Annotated in this window: 16 protein-coding genes; all 16 read right to left on the reverse strand. The window is 62.6% G+C overall.

The annotated features are described in order from the left end of the window. Positions 1-180 precede the first annotated feature (180 nt). The 16 genes from dnaE to nuoH all read right to left on the reverse strand — a co-directional run bounded on the left by dnaE (position 181) and on the right by nuoH (position 20,014). Positions 181-3,624: a DNA polymerase III subunit alpha gene (gene dnaE / locus ACVNHC_RS12605; protein WP_457167473.1), complete on the reverse strand. Its 3,444-nt coding sequence runs from the start codon at positions 3,622-3,624 to the stop codon at positions 181-183. Between the two features lie 677 nt (positions 3,625-4,301). After that, on the reverse strand, positions 4,302-4,982 hold the full coding sequence (locus tag ACVNHC_RS12610; RefSeq protein WP_019964658.1) for an ABC transporter ATP-binding protein: 681 nt from the start codon (positions 4,980-4,982) through the stop codon (positions 4,302-4,304). A gap of 56 nt (positions 4,983-5,038) precedes the next feature. Further along, positions 5,039-6,262: a lipoprotein-releasing ABC transporter permease subunit gene (locus tag ACVNHC_RS12615; RefSeq protein WP_050473309.1), complete on the reverse strand. Its 1,224-nt coding sequence runs from the start codon at positions 6,260-6,262 to the stop codon at positions 5,039-5,041. Positions 6,263-6,502: 240 nt separating this feature from the next. Beyond that, a complete protein-coding gene (proS, locus tag ACVNHC_RS12620) occupies positions 6,503-7,831 on the reverse strand; it encodes a proline--tRNA ligase (RefSeq protein ID WP_457167474.1) in 1,329 nt (442 codons plus the stop codon). 927 nt (positions 7,832-8,758) lie between these two features. After that, positions 8,759-9,019: a DUF1467 family protein gene (locus ACVNHC_RS12625; protein WP_457167475.1), complete on the reverse strand. Its 261-nt coding sequence runs from the start codon at positions 9,017-9,019 to the stop codon at positions 8,759-8,761. Between the two features lie 10 nt (positions 9,020-9,029). Next, on the reverse strand, positions 9,030-9,434 hold the full coding sequence (gene mce / locus ACVNHC_RS12630) for a methylmalonyl-CoA epimerase (RefSeq protein ID WP_019964662.1): 405 nt from the start codon (positions 9,432-9,434) through the stop codon (positions 9,030-9,032). 93 nt (positions 9,435-9,527) lie between these two features. After that, positions 9,528-11,195 (reverse strand): ribonuclease J, encoded by a 1,668-nt coding sequence (locus ACVNHC_RS12635; protein ID WP_058899701.1) that lies wholly within the window; start codon positions 11,193-11,195, stop codon positions 9,528-9,530. A 48-nt stretch (positions 11,196-11,243) separates the two neighbouring features. Beyond that, positions 11,244-12,008 (reverse strand): biotin--[acetyl-CoA-carboxylase] ligase, encoded by a 765-nt coding sequence (locus ACVNHC_RS12640; protein ID WP_082205961.1) that lies wholly within the window; start codon positions 12,006-12,008, stop codon positions 11,244-11,246. A gap of 17 nt (positions 12,009-12,025) precedes the next feature. Beyond that, complete coding sequence (nuoN, locus tag ACVNHC_RS12645; RefSeq protein ID WP_094461846.1) at positions 12,026-13,468, reverse strand: NADH-quinone oxidoreductase subunit NuoN; 1,443 nt, start codon at positions 13,466-13,468, stop codon at positions 12,026-12,028. A gap of 26 nt (positions 13,469-13,494) precedes the next feature. Next, on the reverse strand, positions 13,495-15,030 hold the full coding sequence (locus ACVNHC_RS12650) for an NADH-quinone oxidoreductase subunit M (RefSeq protein ID WP_457167476.1): 1,536 nt from the start codon (positions 15,028-15,030) through the stop codon (positions 13,495-13,497). Further along, positions 15,030-17,057, reverse strand: coding sequence for an NADH-quinone oxidoreductase subunit L (nuoL, locus tag ACVNHC_RS12655; RefSeq protein ID WP_457167706.1), 2,028 nt, complete (start codon positions 17,055-17,057; stop codon positions 15,030-15,032). Before nuoL ends, ACVNHC_RS12650 begins: the two co-directional genes overlap by 1 nt. 10 nt (positions 17,058-17,067) lie before the next feature. Then, positions 17,068-17,376 carry an NADH-quinone oxidoreductase subunit NuoK gene (gene nuoK, locus ACVNHC_RS12660; protein WP_019964668.1) on the reverse strand — a complete coding sequence of 103 codons (309 nt, stop codon included), beginning with the start codon at positions 17,374-17,376 and terminating at the stop codon, positions 17,068-17,070. Positions 17,377-17,466: 90 nt separating this feature from the next. Beyond that, positions 17,467-18,081, reverse strand: coding sequence for an NADH-quinone oxidoreductase subunit J (locus ACVNHC_RS12665; RefSeq protein ID WP_050473207.1), 615 nt, complete (start codon positions 18,079-18,081; stop codon positions 17,467-17,469). 131 nt (positions 18,082-18,212) lie between these two features. After that, complete coding sequence (gene nuoI, locus ACVNHC_RS12670; protein ID WP_019964670.1) at positions 18,213-18,701, reverse strand: NADH-quinone oxidoreductase subunit NuoI; 489 nt, start codon at positions 18,699-18,701, stop codon at positions 18,213-18,215. 28 nt (positions 18,702-18,729) lie between these two features. After that, complete coding sequence (locus ACVNHC_RS12675) at positions 18,730-18,960, reverse strand: hypothetical protein (protein WP_019964671.1); 231 nt, start codon at positions 18,958-18,960, stop codon at positions 18,730-18,732. A gap of 4 nt (positions 18,961-18,964) precedes the next feature. Next, positions 18,965-20,014, reverse strand: coding sequence for an NADH-quinone oxidoreductase subunit NuoH (gene nuoH / locus ACVNHC_RS12680; protein WP_050473206.1), 1,050 nt, complete (start codon positions 20,012-20,014; stop codon positions 18,965-18,967). Positions 20,015-20,018: the final 4 nt, after the last annotated feature.

Consider the following 20,018-nt stretch of genomic DNA (forward strand, 5'->3'; position numbering starts at 1 on the left):
GAACCTCCACGGGGAGCGTGCAGCAGCAGCCTGAGGCTGAAGCAGACACCGGAACGGCAAATGGACAAGCCAAAGCCTTCCCCCGTGTGTGGAATGGGCGCCTTATATGCGCGCATCCGCGCCATGACAAGCGTAAATGACAGGATTTAACAGCCTCGCCCGCCGTTTTCCGGTGCAGGATCAGGCCAGTTGCACGTCCGTGACGCCCGGCACGGCCTTCAGCGCACCGGCGATTTCCGGCGACAGGCGGTAGCGGCCCGGAAGACGGACTTCCACCTCGCGCTTGCCCTCGTCCAGCAGCACGACCACGTTCACCTCCCCCTCGCCCTTGACGCCGAGGTGGCGCGACAGGCTCTTGAGCGGGCGCGGGTCGCGCAGGAAGACGCGCAGGCTCTTCTGCACGCGGGCAGCCATCACCTCCACCGGATCCACCTGCTCGATGCGGATGGAGGGCTCGTCGTCGCGCATGTCGGCGTTGACCAGCACCACCATCGACTTGCCGACTTCCAGCACATCGCGGAACTGGGCGAGCTTTTCGGAGAAGAGCAGTGCCTCGAACTGGCCGGTGGGATCAGAGAAGCGCACGATGCCCATGCGATTGCCGGACTTGGTCTTGCGCTCCTGCTTGGAGATCACGGTTCCGGCAAGGCGCCCCGCCGACGCACCGCGCTTCACGGCCTCGGAGAACTGCGCCCACATCTGCACCCGCATGCGCTCCAGCAGCGGCGCATATTCATCGAGCGGATGAGACGACAGATAGAAGCCGATGGCCGCATGCTCGCGCTGCAGCCGCTCGCCCGGCAGCCAGCCGTTCACCTCCGGCAGCTGCAACTCCTCCTCCACCCCTGCCCCGCCGAACATGTCGTTCTGGCCAAGGGTTGCGTTGGACTCGGTGCGCTGCGCCAGCCCCATGATGCGGTCGAGGCCCTCGAACACGCGGGCGCGGTTCGGCTCGATACAGTCAAACGCCCCTGCGTTGACAAGGCTTTCCAGCGTTCTCTTGTTGAGGAACTTCGGCGAAATGCGGCTGGCAAAGTCGCTGAGATTGCGGAATGGCCGGTCGCCGCGTGCGTCCACGATATGCTGCACCGCCTGCTCACCCACCCCCTTGATGGCGCCCATGGCATAGACGATGCGGCCCTCGTCCACGTCGAAATGCACCATGGAGCGGTTGATCGACGGCGGCATCACCTCGATCCGCATGCGCCGGGCTTCCTGCCGGAAGTCGCCCAGCTTGTCCGTGTTGCCCAGATCCAGCGTCATGGACGCGGCCATGAACTCCACCGGGTGGTTCGCCTTGAGCCAGGCCGTATGATAGGAGACGAGCGCATAGGCTGCCGCGTGCGACTTGTTGAAGCCGTAGTTGGCGAACTTGGCCACAAGGTCGAAGATCGTGCCGGCCTGATCCTTGTCGACGCCGCGCTCCACCGCACCATCGACGAAGCGGGCGCGCTGCACCTCCATCTCGGCAGCAATCTTCTTGCCCATGGCGCGGCGCAGAAGGTCAGCTTCGCCGAGCGAGTAGCCGGAGAGCACCTGGGCGATCTGCATCACCTGCTCCTGATAGACGATGATGCCGTTCGTCTCTTTCAGGATGGGTTCCAGCAGCGGATGCAGGTAATCGGGCTCCAGCTCGCCGTGCTTGACCGAGTTATAGACCGGGATGTTCTCCATCGGGCCTGGACGGTACAGCGCCACCAGCGCAATGATGTCCTCGAAACGGTCCGGCTTCATGCCCGCAATGGCGCGGCGCATGCCCTGGCTTTCCAGCTGGAACACGCCCACCGTTTCGCCGGCGGCCAGAAGACGGTAGGTCTTCTCGTCATCCAGCGGCACTTCCTCGATCTTGATATGGATGCCCTTGCGCGCGATCAGTTTCAGCGCCGTGTCGATGACGGTCAGCGTCTTGAGGCCGAGGAAGTCGAACTTCACCAGCCCGGCTTCTTCCACCATCTTCATGTTGAACTGCGCCACCGGCATGTCGGAGCGCGGATCGCGGTAGAGCGGGACGAGCTGTTCCAGCGGACGGTCGCCGATCACCACACCGGCGGCGTGGGTGGAGGCGTGGCGGTACAGCCCTTCCAGCTTCTGCGCCATTTCCAGAAGGCGCTCGACCACCTCTTCCTCGCGCGCCGCTTCGCGCAGGCGCGGCTCGTCGGCGATGGCCTGCGCCAGCGTTACCGGGTTCGCCGGATTGGCAGGCACCAGCTTGCACAGCCGGTCCACCTGGCCATAGGGCATCTGCAAGACGCGCCCGACGTCACGCAGCACGGCGCGGGCCTGCAGCGAACCGAAGGTGATGATCTGCGCCACCTGGCTGCGGCCATATTTCTCCTGCACATAGCGGATCACTTCTTCGCGCCGGTTCTGGCAGAAGTCGATGTCGAAGTCCGGCATCGACACACGTTCCGGGTTGAGGAAGCGCTCGAACAGCAGCGAGAAGCGCATGGGGTCGAGGTCGGTGATGGTCAGCGCCCAGGCCACCAGCGAGCCTGCACCCGAACCACGGCCCGGCCCCACCGGAATGTCATGCGCCTTGGCCCATTTGATGAAGTCGGCCACGATGAGGAAGTAGCCGGGGAACTTCATCCGCTCGATGATCGACAGCTCGAATTCGAGCCGGTCCCAGTAGTCCTTTTCCGTCAGCCCATCAGCAAGGCCATGGACGCGCAGGCGCTCGGCAAGGCCTTCGCGGGACTGGCGCTTCAATTCGGCCGACTCGGCCTGTTCGGCCTCCTCCGGGTCTGCATCAGCCCCGGCAAAGCGTGGCAGGATGGGGTTGCGCTTCAGCGGCCGGTAATGGCAGCGCAGCGCAATCTCGACGGTGTTCTCCACCGCCTCCGGCAGATCGGCAAACAGCTCGATCATCTCCTGCCGGGACTTGAAATAATGCTCCGGCGTCAGGCGGCGGCGTTCCTCGTCCGAGATCACCCGGCCTTCGGAAATGGCGATCAGCGCGTCATGGGCTTCATAGTCCTCGCGCTTGGGGAAGAATGCCTCGTTGGTGGCGACCAGCGGCAGGCCCATGTCATAGGCCAGATCGATGAAGCCGGCTTCCGTGCGCCGTTCGTCGGCCATGCCGTGGCGCTGAAGCTCCACGTAGCAGCGCCCGTCGAAGGATTTCGCCAGCCGGGAAAGCCGCGCCTGCGCCAGCGTGCGGTTGCCGGTCAGCAGCGCCTTGCCGATGGGGCCTCTCGCGCCGCCGGTCAGGAGAATGATCCCTTCCGCATGCGATTCGAGATAGGCCTGCGGCACATGCGGCAGCTGGCCCGTGGGCGTGTCGAGGAAGGCCCGGCTCGTCAGCTCCATCAGGTTGCCGTAGCCGCGTTCGCTCATCGCCAGCAGAACGACGTCAAACAGCGCCGGATCACCCCGGCGGTCATCGCCGCCCTCCTCGTCAAAGGCGACGGAAATCTGGCAGCCGATGATGGGCTGAATACCGGAGCCCCAGGCCTTGCCGGCGAACTCCTGCGCACCGAACAGGTTGCCCGTGTCGGTGATCGCCAGCGCCGGCTGCGCGTCGGCCTTGGCCAGGTCGAGCAGCTTCTTGATCGGCAGCGCGCCTTCCAGCAGCGACAGGGCCGAATGGACGCGCAGGTGAACGAAACCGGGATTTACAGACATGGGACTTCACTTTCAGGCAACCGGAAACCGGCCTGCCGGCAGCCGGCACCCGCAAGCGCCAGCCCTTGAAACTGTGTCCCCTACCATGAACGCTCAGCCCTTGCCCTGTCGAGCCCTGCTGGCTGCAGGAAGCGGCAAATGCGCCATGGCAGCGCCTGTTTTCTTTGGATGACCGCAGAAGTCCGCGGCCATGTCTTTCCCTCACTGCCGATGCCGGAGCAACGCTTTGCCAGCATCAGATGGCAGGATCAGTGCACGGCGAACAGCACCTCGCCCCAGACGGCGATGGTGGCAACGAAAATGACCAGCGAACCGAAGGCTGCGACGTCTCTTGCGAAAAAGGTCATGGATACCTCCTCTTGGATCAAGTCATCTGAGCGGGAAGCTCAATATGTATCTATTTTGTTCTCTTCCCGTTCACCTTTCAAGACCAAAAAAGCCCGCTCCGGAGGGAGCGGGCGAAAAGCATCAGCCATAGTGAACAGACTGTGAACAGGGATCTCTTAGGGAGCCAGGCATGCAGATGCTGGTACAGGAGGGGCACTACACTCTGCAACGGGTGGTGTTTGAAACCGACAGCCAGTCAGGCTGCAGTTCCTCTCCCCCCTTGAGGGGGAGAGGGGGAGGAAACGCCGTGCCGAAGTGATTAAGCTGCCGGCACTCCCCTTGAGCGAGTGTCAGAGATCCACCACCTTGCCGTCGCGCAAGGTGATGACCCGGTCCATGCGCCCGGCCAGTTCCATGTTGTGGGTGGCAAAGAGCGCGGCGACGCCGGAAGCCCGGACCAGCGCATAGAGCGCATCGAACACATAGGCAGCCGTTTCCGGATCGAGGTTGCCGGTCGGCTCGTCCAGCAGCAGCAGACGCGGCGCGTTGGCGACCGCACGGGCGATGGCAACACGCTGCTGCTCACCGCCGGAAAGCTCGGACGGGTGATGGCTGCCGCGCTCGCCAAGGCGCATGTAGTCGAGCAGCTGCGCCGCCCGCTCCGCCGCAACCTTCTTCGGCAGCGTGCGGATCATCTGCGGCATCATCACATTCTCCAGCGCCGTGAACTCGGGCAGGAGATGGTGGAACTGGTAGACGAAGCCGATGTCATTGCGCCGGATCGCCGTGCGCTCATCATCGCTCATGGCGCTGCAGGCCTTGCCGCCCACATAGACCTCGCCCTCATCGGGACGCTCCAGCAGGCCGGCCAGATGCAGCAGCGTGGACTTGCCGGTGCCGGAGGGCGCGACAAGCGCCACCATCTGCCCGCCATCCAGCGTCAGGTCGGCGCCTTTCAGGATTTCAAGCTTGCGGTCGGCTTCGTGGAAGACACGGGAGACACCGGAAAGGCGCAGCGCCGGAACGGACATGGGCGGGCTCTTGGCTGGTCTTGCGGAGGGTGCGGGGGCAGTGCCGGTCGTGCTGCTCATTCGTAACGCAGCGCCTCCACCGGGTCGAGCCGCGCTGCCCGCCAGGCGGGATAGAGCGTTGCCAGCAGCGACAGCACCAGCGCCATGATGAGGATCATGATGGTTTCGCCCGTATCCATTTCCGCCGGCATCTTGGACAGGAAATAGAGCGTCGGGTCGAAGAGCTGGGTTTGGGTCAGCCAGGAAATGCCCTGACGGATGCTCTCGATGTTGAGGCACACGAGCAGGCCCAGCAGGAAGCCGGAGATGGTGCCGACCACGCCGATGCTGGCCCCCGTGATGACGAAGATGCGCAGGATCGAGCCGCGCGTCGCCCCCATGGTGCGCAGGATGGCGATATCCTTGCCCTTGTCCTTCACCAGCATGGTGAGACCGGAAATGATGTTGAGCGCGGCCACGACAACAATCAGCGTCAGGATCAGGAACATCACGTTCCGCTCCACCTCAAGCGCGGAGAAGAAGGTGATGTTGCGCTGGCGCCAGTCGGTGACGAAAGCCGGGCGCCCTGCCCCGTCCTCGACGGCAGCACGCATGCGGCCGACGCTGTCCGGGTCCTTCACGTAGACTTCAACGCCCGTCGCCCGGTCATCCATATTGAAGTAGCTCTGCGCTTCCTTCAGCGGCATGAAGACGATGGTGCCGTCATATTCCGACATGCCGATCTCGAAGATCGCCGTGATCGGATAGGACTTGCGCCGCGGAGTCACGCCCATCGGGGTCACCGTTCCGCGCGGCGAGATGATGGCAAGATTGTCGCCGATGGTGAGGCCGAGCTGCGCGGCGAGCCGTGTGCCGATGGCAACGCCCTCGCCCGTGTCAAAGCCTTCCAGCGTACCCATGCGGATGTTGCCGGCCACCAGCGGCAGGCGCTTCAGATCCTGCTCATAAAGACCGCGCACCAGGGCGCCGAGGCTGTTGGCGGGCCCGGTGACCAGCGCCTGGCCTTCGACGAAAGGCACGGCCGCCACCACGCCCTCCACGCCCTGCAGACGTGAAGCGACCGCATCGAAATCCGTCAGCGGCTGATCGATGGGCTGCACCAGCATGTGGCCGTTGATGCCAAGGATCTTCGACAGAAGCTCGGAGCGGAAGCCGTTCATCACCGCCATGACGATCACCAGCGTGGCAACGCCAAGGGTGATTCCGGCAAAGGAAAAGCCGGCGATGACGGAAATGAAGGAATCACGCCGCCGCGAACGCAGATAGCGCCCGGCCAGCATCCACTCGAAAGGGGCAAAGGCCTTGCCCGGCGCGCGGGAATCCTGCGCTGCCTTGGTGTTCTTGCCCTTGCCGGAAACGTCCTTGGGTCCGCTCATGCTCTGCCTTGCGTCCGGAGCCGCTGGCCAAAAGGCCACAAGCGGCAGATCGGTGGTCACTGCGGATAGTACAAGACCGGGCGGAGGAAATCCTGTGCGCCCGGTCCCTTATCCCCCAGATGCGGGAGCCGGAAAGCGGCCGGCTCAGAGAGCCAGTGCTTCCCGGACCTTGTTGAAGGCCGCGTCGATGGTGAGTGTTTCGCGGGCTCCCGTGGCCCGCTCCTTCACTTCAATCACGCCATCCTTGAGGCCGCGCGGTCCGGCGATCAGCTGGAACGGCAGGCCAATGAGATCCATGGTGGCGAACTTGGCACCGGCGCGGGTGTCGACATCGTCATACAGGACTTCGATCCCGGCATTTTCAAGACGCTGATACAGCGCCTCACAGGCCGCATCGGTGTCAGCGTCACCCGGCTTGAGGTTGACGAGGCCCACATGGAACGGCGCGACGGAGGCCGGCCAGATGATGCCTTCCTCGTCGTGGCTCGCTTCGATGAGCGCGCCCATCAGGCGCGACACGCCAACGCCGTAGGAGCCCATGTGCACCGGCACTTCCGTGCCTTCCTTGGTCATGACCTTCGCGCCCATGGCTTCGGAATACTTGGTGCCGAAATAGAAGATGTGCCCCACTTCGATGCCGCGGGCCGACACCTGCGCATCGGCAGGCAGCGCGGCGAAGGCGGCTTCGTCGTGCATCTCTTCCGTCGCCGCATAAGGCGTCGTCCACTGGTCCACCAGCGGCGTCAGATCCGAGGCAAAGTCCGTGTTGGCGGCGGGAGTCGGCATGTCCAGCAGGCTCTTGTCGCAGAACACGGCGCTTTCGCCGGTCGAGGCCAGGATGATGAACTCGTGGCTCATGTCGCCGCCGATCGGGCCGGTGTCGGCGCGCATCGGAATGGCCTTCAGCCCCATGCGGGCGAAGGTGCGCAGATAGGCAACGAACATGCGGTTATAGGCGTGGCGCGCGGCTTCCTTGTCGATGTCGAAGGAATAGGCATCCTTCATCAGGAACTCACGGCCGCGCATGATGCCGAAGCGCGGGCGCACTTCGTCACGGAACTTCCACTGGATGTGGTAGAGGTTCAGCGGCAGATCCTTGTAGGAGCGCACATAGCCGCGGAAGATGTCGGTGATCATCTCCTCGTTGGTCGGGCCGAACAGCATCTCGCGCTCGTGGCGGTCCTCGATGCGCAGCATCTCCTTGCCATAGGCATCATAACGCCCGCTTTCGCGCCACAGGTCGGCGGACTGAATCGTCGGCATCAAGAGCTGGATGGCGCCGGCGCGATTCTGTTCTTCCTCGACGATCTTCTCGATCTTGCGCAGCACGCGGAAACCAAGCGGCAGCCAGGAATAGATGCCTGCAGACTGCTGGCGGATCATGCCGGCACGCAACATCAGGCGGTGCGAAACGATTTCCGCTTCCTTGGGGGTTTCCTTCAGGATCGGCAGAAAAAAGCGGGACAGGCGCATGGTCTCTCTCTGGTCTTGCTTGGCCCGCAAGCCGGGCCCATATGCGGGACGGCCTGAGAGAAACCGCAGGTGCGGCAAAAACTCAAGCCCCTTGCCGCCAAATGCGCGGTTATCCGCCGTTTCCCGCACTCCGGCGCCGCTCAGGCCGCCATTTTCCGAAGCCGGCAAACCGCATCATAAAGCGGCATGCAAAAAGTTTGTGCTTATGCGCTCAAAATAGTGACAAGTTTGTGTCGATGCGCTAGTTTCCACTTTCATAAGAACAGGACGTTGATTTTCAACGTTCGGAGCCACTGAAAAGAGGCATCGCGGTCTGAGTCTTGGGAGGAAGATCCCCCAGGCGCACCTTCGGGTTCGCAGCCGGCACCAGAAGCTTAAAAGAGCACTGGTGTAAAACGGGGGAGTTTAGACGCGGAACTTAAAGAGGCAGGACGCAAGTCCTGCTTTTTTTTCGTCCGGATTTTGGGGCGGGATTTTTGGATATGAGCGGTTGCGGCTTTTTTAGCAGCCCCCGCCTTCAGCCAAGCAAAACCCTACTCCGTCATGCCATGACTTGATCATGGCATCCATACCCTTGCGTATAACGGAAAAGGAAGAAGAAAATACCCCTCCTGAAAACACTGAAAGATCACGGGGTGGATGCCATAATCAAGTCATGGCATGACGAATACGGAAGAGTTGATGCGCTATACCTACCGCCATTTCGATCAATGAGGCAGGAATAGTCTTCCTGACCAGACAAGACAGAAACAGGCAGTCAAGCCGGTTCCCGCCTCAATCACCACGACGCAAAGCCGTCCCGCATAACTGACTCTGCGGCAGCCACCTCAACCGGCATATCATCCCACTTCACAGGAAGTTCAGGACTCCATTCCAAGGGATTCCAGACGCTGCGTCAGATTACACAATCCGGCAGGACAGGTGTCTTCACCTCGGACCCGGCAGCGGAATGTCGTCCAGCGAGAGGCCGGACTGGCGCAGCCAGAGGAAGCCGGCGAAGACGATGGTCGTCACCACCGTGTTCCACATGGCCACCCGCCACATGCGGTGGCGCGCCGGGGCACTCTCCACCGTGCCGGGGACGACCTTGCCCTCCTCCTCCTGCGTGCGCACGCCGAAGGGCAGCGCAGCGAAGAGGAGGATCCACCACATCATGAAATAGACAGCCAGGCCGTAGGCAATCGACATTGCAGATCCTTCAGGCTTGTTCGAGTTCGGTCAGGGTGCCGAGAAAATCCTTCGGGTGGAGGAACAGCACCGGCTTGCCATGGGCGCCGATCTTCGGCTCGCCATCGCCCAGCACGCGCGCGCCTTTGGCCAGAAGCTGGTCACGGGCGGCCAGAATGTCATCAACCTCGTAGCAGACATGATGAATGCCACCGGACGGATTCTTTTCAAGAAACTTCAGGATGGGCGAGTTTTCACCTAGCGGCTCCAGCAGCTCGATCTTGGTGTTGGGCAGGTTGATGAAAACCGTCGACACCCCATGGTCCGGCTGCGGCACCTTGGCCGAGACATCCGCCCCCAGCGTGTCGCGGTAGACGGCGGCGGCCGCGTCAATGTCACTGACGGCAATGGCCACGTGGTTCAGTCGTCCGATCATCTTTCCTCCTCGCCCGGCGGGCCTGTTGTCACATGGCCCGCCACGCGCCAGCGCGTGCCTGCGGCCCCTCTCCCAAGGGGCCGTTCCGGATCATCATACCCGGGAGACGAGCACCTTGCAGAGCGTCTTCTTGCCCCAGACGTCGTTGACGCTGGAGCGCACGGAACGGCGCACCGCCTCGCTCACCAGATCAGGGTCCTTGCGGCGGGCCTTCGGAATGCTGCCGAAGGCACCGTGCACGGCCTTGATGACGATCTCCTCCATCTCGTCGCCTTCGCCATCCACTTCCGGGATGCCGAAGAGCGCGACGGCCGGATCATCCAGAAGATCGCCGGTCTTGTTGATCACGAGCGACACCACCAGAGCCCCTGCGAAGGACAGCTTGCGCCGCTCCTTCACGCCGGTCTCCTCCGGATCCCCCATGATCCTGCCATCCACCACCGTGATGCCGAACGGCGCTTCATCGATGACTTCGGCACGGCCCGGCGCCAGGCGGATGATGTCGCCGTTGCCAGCCACCACCACTGACTTGATCTTCTGCGAGCGGGCGAACTCGCCGTGAGCAGCAAGATGGAACGGTTCGCCGTGGACGGGAACCACCACCTTTGGCTGAAGCAGCTTGTAGAGTTCGGCGAGTTCTCCCTGACGGGGATGGCCGGAGACATGCACAAGCCCGTCCCGGTCGGTGACGATCTCGACGCCGGACTTGGCCAGATTATTGACGATGGCGCCCACTTCCTTTTCGTTGCCCGGAATGGTGCGGGCCGAGAAGATCACCACATCACCCTTCGACAGGGCAATGTTGCGGTGCTCCCCTGCCGCGATGCGGGCAAGGGCGGCGCGGACTTCGCCTTGCGATCCGGTGCAAAGCAGCACCGTCTTCTCGCGCGGCAGGAAGCCGTAGCTGTCCTCATCAAGGAACGGCGGCAGATCATCGAGATAGCCCAGTTCCCCGGCCACCTCGATCACTCGGCGCATGGAGCGGCCGACGACGACAAGGTTGCGGTCCGAAGCAGCTGCGGCTTCGGCAATGGCGCGGATGCGGGCGACGTTGGACGAGAAGGTGGTCACGGCGACACGATGCTTCGACCGCTTCATGATCTTCGTCAGTTCACCGGCCACATCGCCTTCGGAGGGGCTGAAGCCTTCCCGGTAGGCGTTGGTGCTGTCGCAGATGAGGGCGGTCACCCCTTCCCGGCCAAGCTCGGCCAGGCGGTCAAGGTCGATCGGCTTGCCGACGCCGGGCGTGCGGTCGATCTTCCAGTCGCCCGTATGCACCACCATGCCTTCCGGAAAGCGCAGTGCCAGGGCGCAGGGCTCGGGGATGGAGTGAGACATGGCGACGAATTCGACGTCGAAGGCGCCGATCTTCAGCCGGTCGCCCTGCTTCACAAGCGTCACCGGAACCTCTTCGGCACCCGGCTCGCTCTCGATCTTTGCTTCCAGCAGACCGGCGGTGAAGGCAGTGGCATAGACCGGCACCCGCAGATGCGGCCACAGGTGCATGATGCCGCCGTAGTGATCTTCATGCGCGTGGGTGATCACCATGCCGGCAATGCGGTTGCGTTCGCTTTCCAGAAAGCGGATGTCCGGCAGCACCAGATCGATGCCCGGCAGGTCGGGGCCTGCAAAAGTGACGCCGCAATCCACGATCAGCCACGTACGGTCGCCGTCCGGGCCATAGCCATAGAGGCCCAGGTTCATTCCGATTTCGCCAACGCCGCCAAGCGGCAGGAAGACGATTTCGTTGGCATCCGCCATACGGTGTGCTCCTTGCATATTCATGTCCGCACAGTCTGTTGCGTGCGGTCAGCCTGTGGTTCCGAAGAAAACATCTCCGGCCGAAATTGTTTTTTTGCTGCCGTTGTCAAGCACGAGAACCATCTGCCCGCGCGTATCGATTTCGGCAAAGCGGCCTTCTATCAGCTCTTCCCCCATGCGCACGGCAATCTTCTCGCCCAGCCGCAGCGCCCGTTTCATCCAGGCGTCCCGCACCGGATCAAAACCATCGCGCTGCCAATGGCCGAGCCAGAGGGCGAACTGTTCTGCCAGCCGCTCGAACATCACTTGCGCCGAAACGCGGAAGCCAAGCGCGGTCAGATCCGTCGTGGCATAGGCCTCGATCTGCGGATGAGCCGCCACATTGACACCGAAACCGCAGACGACCCCGGTGCGGCCGCCACTGAGCGGCTGAGCCTCCAGAAGGATGCCGGAAAGTTTGCCGCCATCCACCAGAAGGTCATTCGGCCACTTCAGCCGTGCAAGGCCGATGGAGCCGACCGCCCGGTCCACGGCCTCGGCCAGTGCAACGGCGGCCACCATGGGCAGCTCACCCAGCCGGTCACGCGGGCCCGGATCAATCAGCAGCACCGAGGCGAAGAGGTTGCCCTTCGGCGACACCCAGGCCCGGCCGCGCCGGCCGCGTCCGCCGGTCTGCACATCCGCCAGCACCCACAGGCCGCCCACCTCCCCTGCCCGGCCCAGTTCCATGGCACGGGTGTTGGTCGACTCCAGCGCGGAGTGCCTTTCAAAACGGAAGCCCGGTGCGCAAGGCACCGGGCCAAATTCTTGCAATGTCCTGCTCATAAGGCTCAGAACAGGCTCTTGGCCGCCGCCGTGGCGATCGGAATGAAGCTGGACGCACCGGCGAAGAAGAACAGCACGCCGATGCTGGACAGGCCCAGCACGACCCGCAGTTCCACCGGCATCGGCTCGAACTTCTCGGCCGGCTCATCAAAGAACATCACCTTGATGACACGCAGGTAGTAGTAGGCCCCCACCACCGAAGCGACAACACCGATGATCGCCAGCGGATAGAGCCCTGCCTCGACAGCGGCCGAGAACACGTACCACTTGGCGAAGAAGCCGATGAAGGGCGGCAGACCGGCCAGCGACCACATGATGCAGGCGAGCAGGATCGCCATCGGCAGGTTGGACTTCCACAGGCCGGACAACTCGCTGATCTCTTCCACCATGCCCGACTTGCGGCGCATGGAGAGGATGCAGGCGAAGGCGCCGAGGGTCATGACCAGATAGGCGGTCATGTAGACGATGACGCCCATCACACCCTGTTCCGTGCCGGAGGCAAGACCGACGAGCGCATAGCCCATGTGGCCGATGGAGGAATAGGCCATCAGGCGCTTGATGTTGGTCTGGCCGATGGCGGCAAAGGCACCCAGCACCATGGAGGCGATGGAGACGAAGACCACGATCTGCTGCCAGTCATGGGCAACCGGCTGGAACACGTCGATGACGACGCGCACCAGAAGGCCCATGGCCGCGATCTTGGGAGCGGCCGCAAAGAAGGCGGTGACCGGCGTCGGCGCGCCTTCATAGACGTCCGGCGTCCACATGTGGAACGGCACGGCCGAAATCTTGAAGGCAAGGCCAGCAAGCATGAAGACGAGGCCGAAGACGAGACCGATGGACGCGCCCTCCTTCGTCAGCACGGCTGCAATTTCCGGGAAGCCGACATGGCCGGTGAAGCCATAGACCAGCGAGATACCGTAGAGCAGCATGCCCGAGGACAGGGCACCCAGCACGAAGTACTTGAGGCCGGCTTCCGTGGAGCGCACGGAGTCCCGGTTGATCGCAGCCACCACGTAGAGCGACAGGCTCTGCAGCTCGAGGCCAAGGTAAAGGGCGATCATGTCATTGGCCGAGAGCATCAGCATCATGCCGACGGTGGCCAGGAGGATCAGCACCGGATACTCGAAGCGGTCGAAGGACTGGCTCTTGGCATAGGCCCAGGACATGGCGATGGCGAAGAACGAGCCGATCAGCACCAGCTGCTTCATGTAGAAGGCAAAGCCGTCCAGAATGAAGGCGCCGTGGAAGGTCGTCCCGAGCTGGGCGCCGTAGGGCAGCACGAAGAGCGCTGCCGCCGCGACGAGGCCCATGGCCATACCATTGACGAGGAAGCTGATCTTCTTGCCGCCAAAGGCGCCAATCATCAGCAGCACGAGGGCACCCGCAGAGAGGAAGATCTCCGGCAGTACGGGCAGAAGGTCGGGCAATTGAGTGGTTTCAGACATTGCGCGCGTCTTTCGTCCAGTCGGGATCAGTGGCTGGCATGGGCGGCAGCGGGAACATGTGCCTGCTGCGCCGGGCCAGCCGCCTCGATGGCTGCATTGTAATTGGTGATCAGGGCTTCCACCGAGGCCGCCGTCACATCAAGTACCGGCGACGGATAGAAGCCGAAGAAGATGGTCAGCACGACGAGCGGCACCAGAAGCACCTTCTCGCGGAGGTCGAGATCGAGGATCGACTTCAGGCTCTCCTTGTCCAGCGCGCCGAAGACAACGCGGCGGTAGAGGTAGAGCGCATAGGCCGCCGAGAGGATCACGCCGGTGGCTGCGAAGAAGGCAACCCAGGTGTTGGCCTCGAAGGCACCCATCAGCGTCAGGATTTCACCGACGAAGCCGCTGGTGCCCGGCAGGCCGACATTGGCCATGGTCAGGATCAGGAAGATCACCGCATAGACCGGCATCCGGTTGACGAGGCCGCCATAGGCCGAGATCTCACGGGTGTGCATCCGGTCATAGATCACGCCGACGCAGAGGAAGAGCGCGCCGGAGACGATACCATGCGACAGCATCTGGAAGATCGCGCCCTGCAGTCCCTGCATGTTCATCGCGAAGATGCCCATGGTGACGTAGCCCATGTGGGCGACGGAGGAATAGGCGATGAGCTTCTTGATGTCCTCCTGCGCCAGCGCCACCAGCGAGGTGTAGATGATGGCGACGACAGAGAGGGTGAACACGAGCGGGGCGAACATTTCGCTCGCCAGCGGGAACATCGGCAGCGAGAAGCGCAGGAAGCCGTAGCCGCCCATCTTCAGCAGCACGCCGGCCAGGATCACGGAACCGGCGGTCGGCGCTTCCACGTGGGCGTCCGGCAGCCAGGTATGCACCGGCCACATCGGCATCTTTACCGCGAAGCTGGCGAAGAAGGCGAGCCATAGCCACGTCTGCGCATTCTCCGCGAAGGGATGGCGCATCAGGGCTGCGATGTCTGTGGTGCCGGCCGTCCAGTACATGGACATGATGGCCACCAGCATCAGCACGGAGCCGAGCAGCGTGTAGAGGAAGAACTTGTAGCTGGCATAGACGCGGCGCTTGCCGCCCCACACGCCGATGATGAGGAACATCGGCAGCAGGCTCGCCTCGAAGAAGACGTAGAAGAGCACCAGATCCAGCGCGCAGAACACGCCGATCATCATCGTTTCCAGAATGAGGAACGCGATCATGTACTCCTTCACGCGCTTCTGCACGCTCTCCCAGGAGGCAAGGATGCAGAAGGGCATGAGGAACGTCGTCAGGATGACGAAGAGCATCGAGATGCCATCGACGCCCATGCGGTAGCCGATGTTGTCGCCGAGCCATTCCTTGCTTTCGACAAGCTGGAAGCCCGGGTTGGCGTAGTCGAAGGCGCCCCAGATGAACAGCGACAGGATGAAGGTGAAGATGGTGGTGACCAGCGCAACCATGCGGATGTTGCGCTTTGCCCCGTCATCGTCTCCCGGCACCAGGAGAATGGCCAGCACACCTGCCAGCGGCAGGAATGTGGTCAGTGTCAGGATCGGCCAATCGATCATCAGTGCGCTCCCCCGCCGGTCGAAACGCCGGTGAACATCGACCAGGTGACGAGCGCCGCCACACCGATCAGCATCGCAAAAGCATAGTGGTAGAGATATCCGGTCTGCAGGCGCACGACCCAGGACGTGACATTCTGGACACGGGCGGCAACGCCATCGGGGCCGTAGCCATCGATGATCTTGCCATCACCCTTCTTCCAGAGCTGGCGGCCGATCCACATGGCCGGACGCACGAAGATGAGGTTGTAGAGCTCGTCGAAGTACCACTTGTTCAGCAGGAACTTGTAGAGGCCCTCATGCTCGGCAGCCAGGCGCTTGGGCGTCTCGGGCGAGCGGATGTAGAAGTACCAGGCGGTCGCGAGGCCAAGCACCATCATGACGAAGGGCGAAACCTTGACCCACTTCGGCACGTCATGGATGGCGTGCAGGATGTGATTCTCGGTACTGGTGAACAGCGCCCCCTTCCAGAAGGCATCGTAGCCCTCGCCGGCAAACTGGCTGTAGAACAGCATGCCCGCCAGAACGGCACCGATGGACAGGATGAACAGCGGCGCCAGCATCACCATCGGGGATTCATGCACGTGCTTCATCACATCCACCGGAGCGCGCGGCTTGCCGTGGAAGGTCATGAAGGTCAGGCGCCAGGAGTAGAAGGAGGTCAGGCCTGCGGCCACCACCGTCATCCAGAAGCCGTAGAGCGCGAAGGCATTGGCATGCGCACCCGACGAAGCGGCATAAGCGGCTTCGATCACCAGATCCTTGGACAGGAAACCGGCCAGACCAATGTGCGTGAGCGGAATGCCGACACCCGTGAGGGCGAGCGTGCCGATGAACATGGTCCAGTAGGTGAACGGGATATGCTTGCGCAGGCCGCCCATCTTGCGCATGTCCTGCTCGTCCGAGACGGCATGGATGACCGAACCGGCGCAGAGGAACAGCAGCGCCTTGAAGAAGGCGTGCGTGAACAGGTGGAATACGGCGATCGAATAGGCTCCGACGCCGAGCGCCACGAACATGTAGCCGAGCTGCGAACAGGTCGAATAGGCGATCACGCGCTTGATGTCGTTCTGCACGAGGCCGACCGTTGCCGCGAAGAAGGCGGTCGTGGCACCGAAGAAGGTCACAACCATCAGCGCCGTATGGGACAGCTCGAACAGCGGCGACAGACGGGCGACCATGAACACACCCGCGGTCACCATCGTGGCGGCGTGGATGAGGGCCGACACCGGGGTCGGGCCTTCCATCGCGTCCGGCAGCCAGGTGTGCAGCAGGAACTGCGCCGACTTGCCCATGGCACCCATGAACAGCAGCAGGCAGACAACCGTCATCGCCGTATGGGCATCGAGCGGATGGCCGAGGAAGTTCAGCACGGCCGCGCCGTGGTCAGCGCCCTCTGCCCCGTGGCCGCCAACGACGGCCTGTGCGTTGGCGAAGATCTCCGGCAGGTTGATGGTGCCGAACATCATGAAGACGCCGAAGATGCCAAGGGCAAAGCCGAAGTCACCGACGCGGTTGACGACGAAGGCCTTCATGGCCGCCGCATTGGCCGAGGGCTTCTTGTACCAGAAGCCGATGAGCAGATAGGAGGCAACGCCCACGCCTTCCCAGCCGAAGAACATCTGCAGCAGGTTGTTCGACGTCACCAGCGACAGCATGGCGAAGGTGAAGAGCGACAGATAGGCAAAGAAGCGCGAGCGGTGCGGGTCGTGGTGCATATAGCCGATGGAATAGACATGCACGAGAGCCGACACCGTGTTCACCACCACCAGCATCACCACGGTGAGCGTGTCGATGCGCAGCGACCAGGCGACATCAAGCGCGCCGGAGGAGATCCAGCGCAGGATCTCCACTTCGACAAGCGCGGTTTCGCCGTAGCCGATGGTGAAGAAGGCAATCCAGGACAGCACGGCCGAGACGATCACCAGACCGCTGGTGATGTACTCGCTGGCCGTATGCCCGATCACACGCCCGAAGAGACCGGCAATCAGGAAGCCAATCAGGGGCAGGAAGACGATCGCTGAATACAACATCCGTCCGTTACCCCTTCATCGCATTGATGTCTTCCACGGCAATGGAGCCGCGGTTGCGGTGGAACACGACCAGAATGGCGAGGCCGATGGCAGCCTCGGCGGCCGCCACGGTCAGAACCAGCATGGTGAAAATCTGGCCCATGAGATCGCCCAAGTGTGTGGAGAAGGCGACAAAGTTGATGTTGACGGCGAGGAGCAGCAGCTCCACCGACATCAGGATGACAATCACGTTTTTCCTGTTCAGAAAGATCCCGAAGATCCCGATCGTGAACAGGATGGCCGCGACCGACAGATAGTGCGACAGACCGATTTCCATGGGCGCCTCGCAGTGCTCCCTCGTTTACCCCGATCCGGGCAGAAGAGCATCAGATGCCCCTGCCCGGGTTTAAAACCGCGGTTTCCCGCGTCAAATGCCCTTGCCCGGCTCGACCTTGCGGATCTCGATGGCCGTTTCCTTGTTGCGCGCAACCTGAGCCGGAACGCTCTGGCGCTTGATGCCCTCACGGTGGCGCAGCGTCAGGACGATGGCCCCGATCATCGCCACCAGCAGCACAAGCCCGGCAACCTGGAAGAAGAAGATGTACTTGGTGTAGAGCACCTGGCCGATGGCCTCGATGTTGGACACCTGATCCAGCGGCGGGATCGGCTGTGAGCCATGGCCCAGCAGGTCCGGCGCGATCACCCAGGCGCCAACGCCCATCAGCAGTTCGACCAGCAGGATGAGCCCGACCAGCGCACCGACCGGCATGTACTGCAGGAAGCCCTGCCGCAGCTCGACGAAGTCGACGTCCAGCATCATCACCACGAAGAGGAAGAGCACCGCCACCGCGCCGACATAGACGACGATCAGCAGCATGGCGAGATACTCGGCCCCCAGAAGGATGAACAGACCAGCCGAGTTGACGAAGGCCAGAATGAGGAACAGCACCGAGTGCACCGGATTGCGCGACGAGATGACCATGAAGGCAGATGCCACGGTCACTCCGGCAAACAGATAGAAGAAGAGGGCTTTCAGGATCATGTCAGGACCTGCCTGTCTCGGGCTCTTGCCTTAATGGCTCATTCTTGCGTCCCCTGCCGGCCGGCCGGTTCCGCGCATCCCCTGCCCGCTTCATGCAGCGGCCAGGGGTCTTGTTTCTTGTGCCTGCCGCATCAGCGGTAGGGCGCATCCATTGCGATGTTGCGGGCAATTTCCCGCTCCCACCGGTCGCCATTCGCGAGCAGCTTTTCCTTGGAATAGTAAAGCTCTTCGCGCGTCTCGGTGGCGAACTCGAAGTTCGGGCCCTCGACGATGGCATCCACCGGGCAGGCTTCCTGGCAGAAGCCGCAATAGATGCACTTGACCATGTCAATGTCATAACGGGTGGTGCGGCGGGTGCCATCGTTGCGGCGCGGGCCGGCCTCGATGGTAATTGCCTGCGCCGGGCAGATGGCTTCGCACAGCTTGCAGGCGATGCAGCGCTCTTCCCCGTTGGGATAGCGCCGCAGGGCATGCTCGCCGCGGAAACGCGGGCTCACCGGCCCCTTCTCGAAGGGGTAGTTCACAGTCGGCTTCGGCTTGAAGAAATAGCGCATGGCGAGAAAGAACGCCGATACGAACTCCTTCAAGAACAGCGACTTTATGGCCTGATCAAGTCCCATCGCCAGAGCCTCTTTGCCTTCCTGCCGCTCAGCCTACAAGCTGAAACGCGGCCAGATACCCGATCACCGGAAAGAGGGTGACCGGAAGGATGAAAACCAGTTTGCGCAGGACTGGCTCGAACCGTACGGCCCATCCGCCGCCCTTGCGCTTGTTCTTTTCGACCATCGCCGACAGCAGCCCGTTCAGGATGCCGTAGTCGAGCCAGCCGATGTACAACCCGATGGCTGCGCCAATCAACCCGGCGACGGAAATATCCATGGCCTTACGGGGCCCAGCCCATCACCTGCAGAACGCCGGCGACAACCACAACCATGATCAGCGACAGCGGCAGGAAGATCTTCCAGCCCAGACGCATCAGCTGGTCGTAGCGGTAGCGCGGGACCATTGCCTTCACCATGGCGAACATGAAGAAGACAAGCAGCGACTTCAGCAGGAACCAGACGAAGCCCGGCACCCAGGTGAAGGGAGCCGCATCCACCGGCGGCAGCCAGCCGCCCATGAACAGGATGGTCATCATCGCGCACATCAGCGCAATCGACACATACTCGCCGAGCATGAACATCATGTATGGGGTGGAGCCATATTCCACCATGAAGCCGGCCACGAGTTCCGACTCTGCTTCCGCCAGATCGAAGGGCGGGCGGTTCGTCTCGGCCAGGGCCGAAATGAAGAACACCACGAACATCGGCAGCAGCGGCAGCCAGTACCAGTTCAGGATCGACAGCCAGGGCAGACCAACGGCCGTCGCCAGACCCGTCTTCTGAGAATTGACGATCTCGGTCAGGTTCAGCGAACCGGCGCAGAGCAGGACGGTGACGATGACGAGGCCGATGGAGACTTCATAGGACACCATCTGCGCGGCAGAGCGCAGGGCCGACAGGAAGGGATACTTCGAGTTGGAGGCCCAGCCGCCGATGATGATGCCGTAGACGCCGAGCGAGGAGATGGCGAAGATATAAAGAATGCCCACATTGATGTCGGCAATCACCCAGCCATCGGCCACCGGCACCACGGCCCAGGCGCTGAGCGCCAGAAGCACGGTGAGGAGCGGTGCCAGCAGGAACAGGCCCTTGTTGGAGCCCGCCGGAATGACCGGCTCCTTCAGCACGAACTTCAGAAGGTCGGCGAAGGACTGCAGCAGGCCCCAGGGGCCGACCACGTTCGGGCCCCGGCGGATCTGCACGGCAGCCCAGATCTTGCGGTCGGCATAGAGGATGTAGGCGATGATCACGAGGAGCACCACCATCAGCAGCACGCTCTGGAACGCCATCCAGAGGAACGGCCAGCCGTAGGTCGTCATAAACTCCGACATCGTT

The organism is Pannonibacter sp. Q-1 (genome assembly GCF_054073275.1).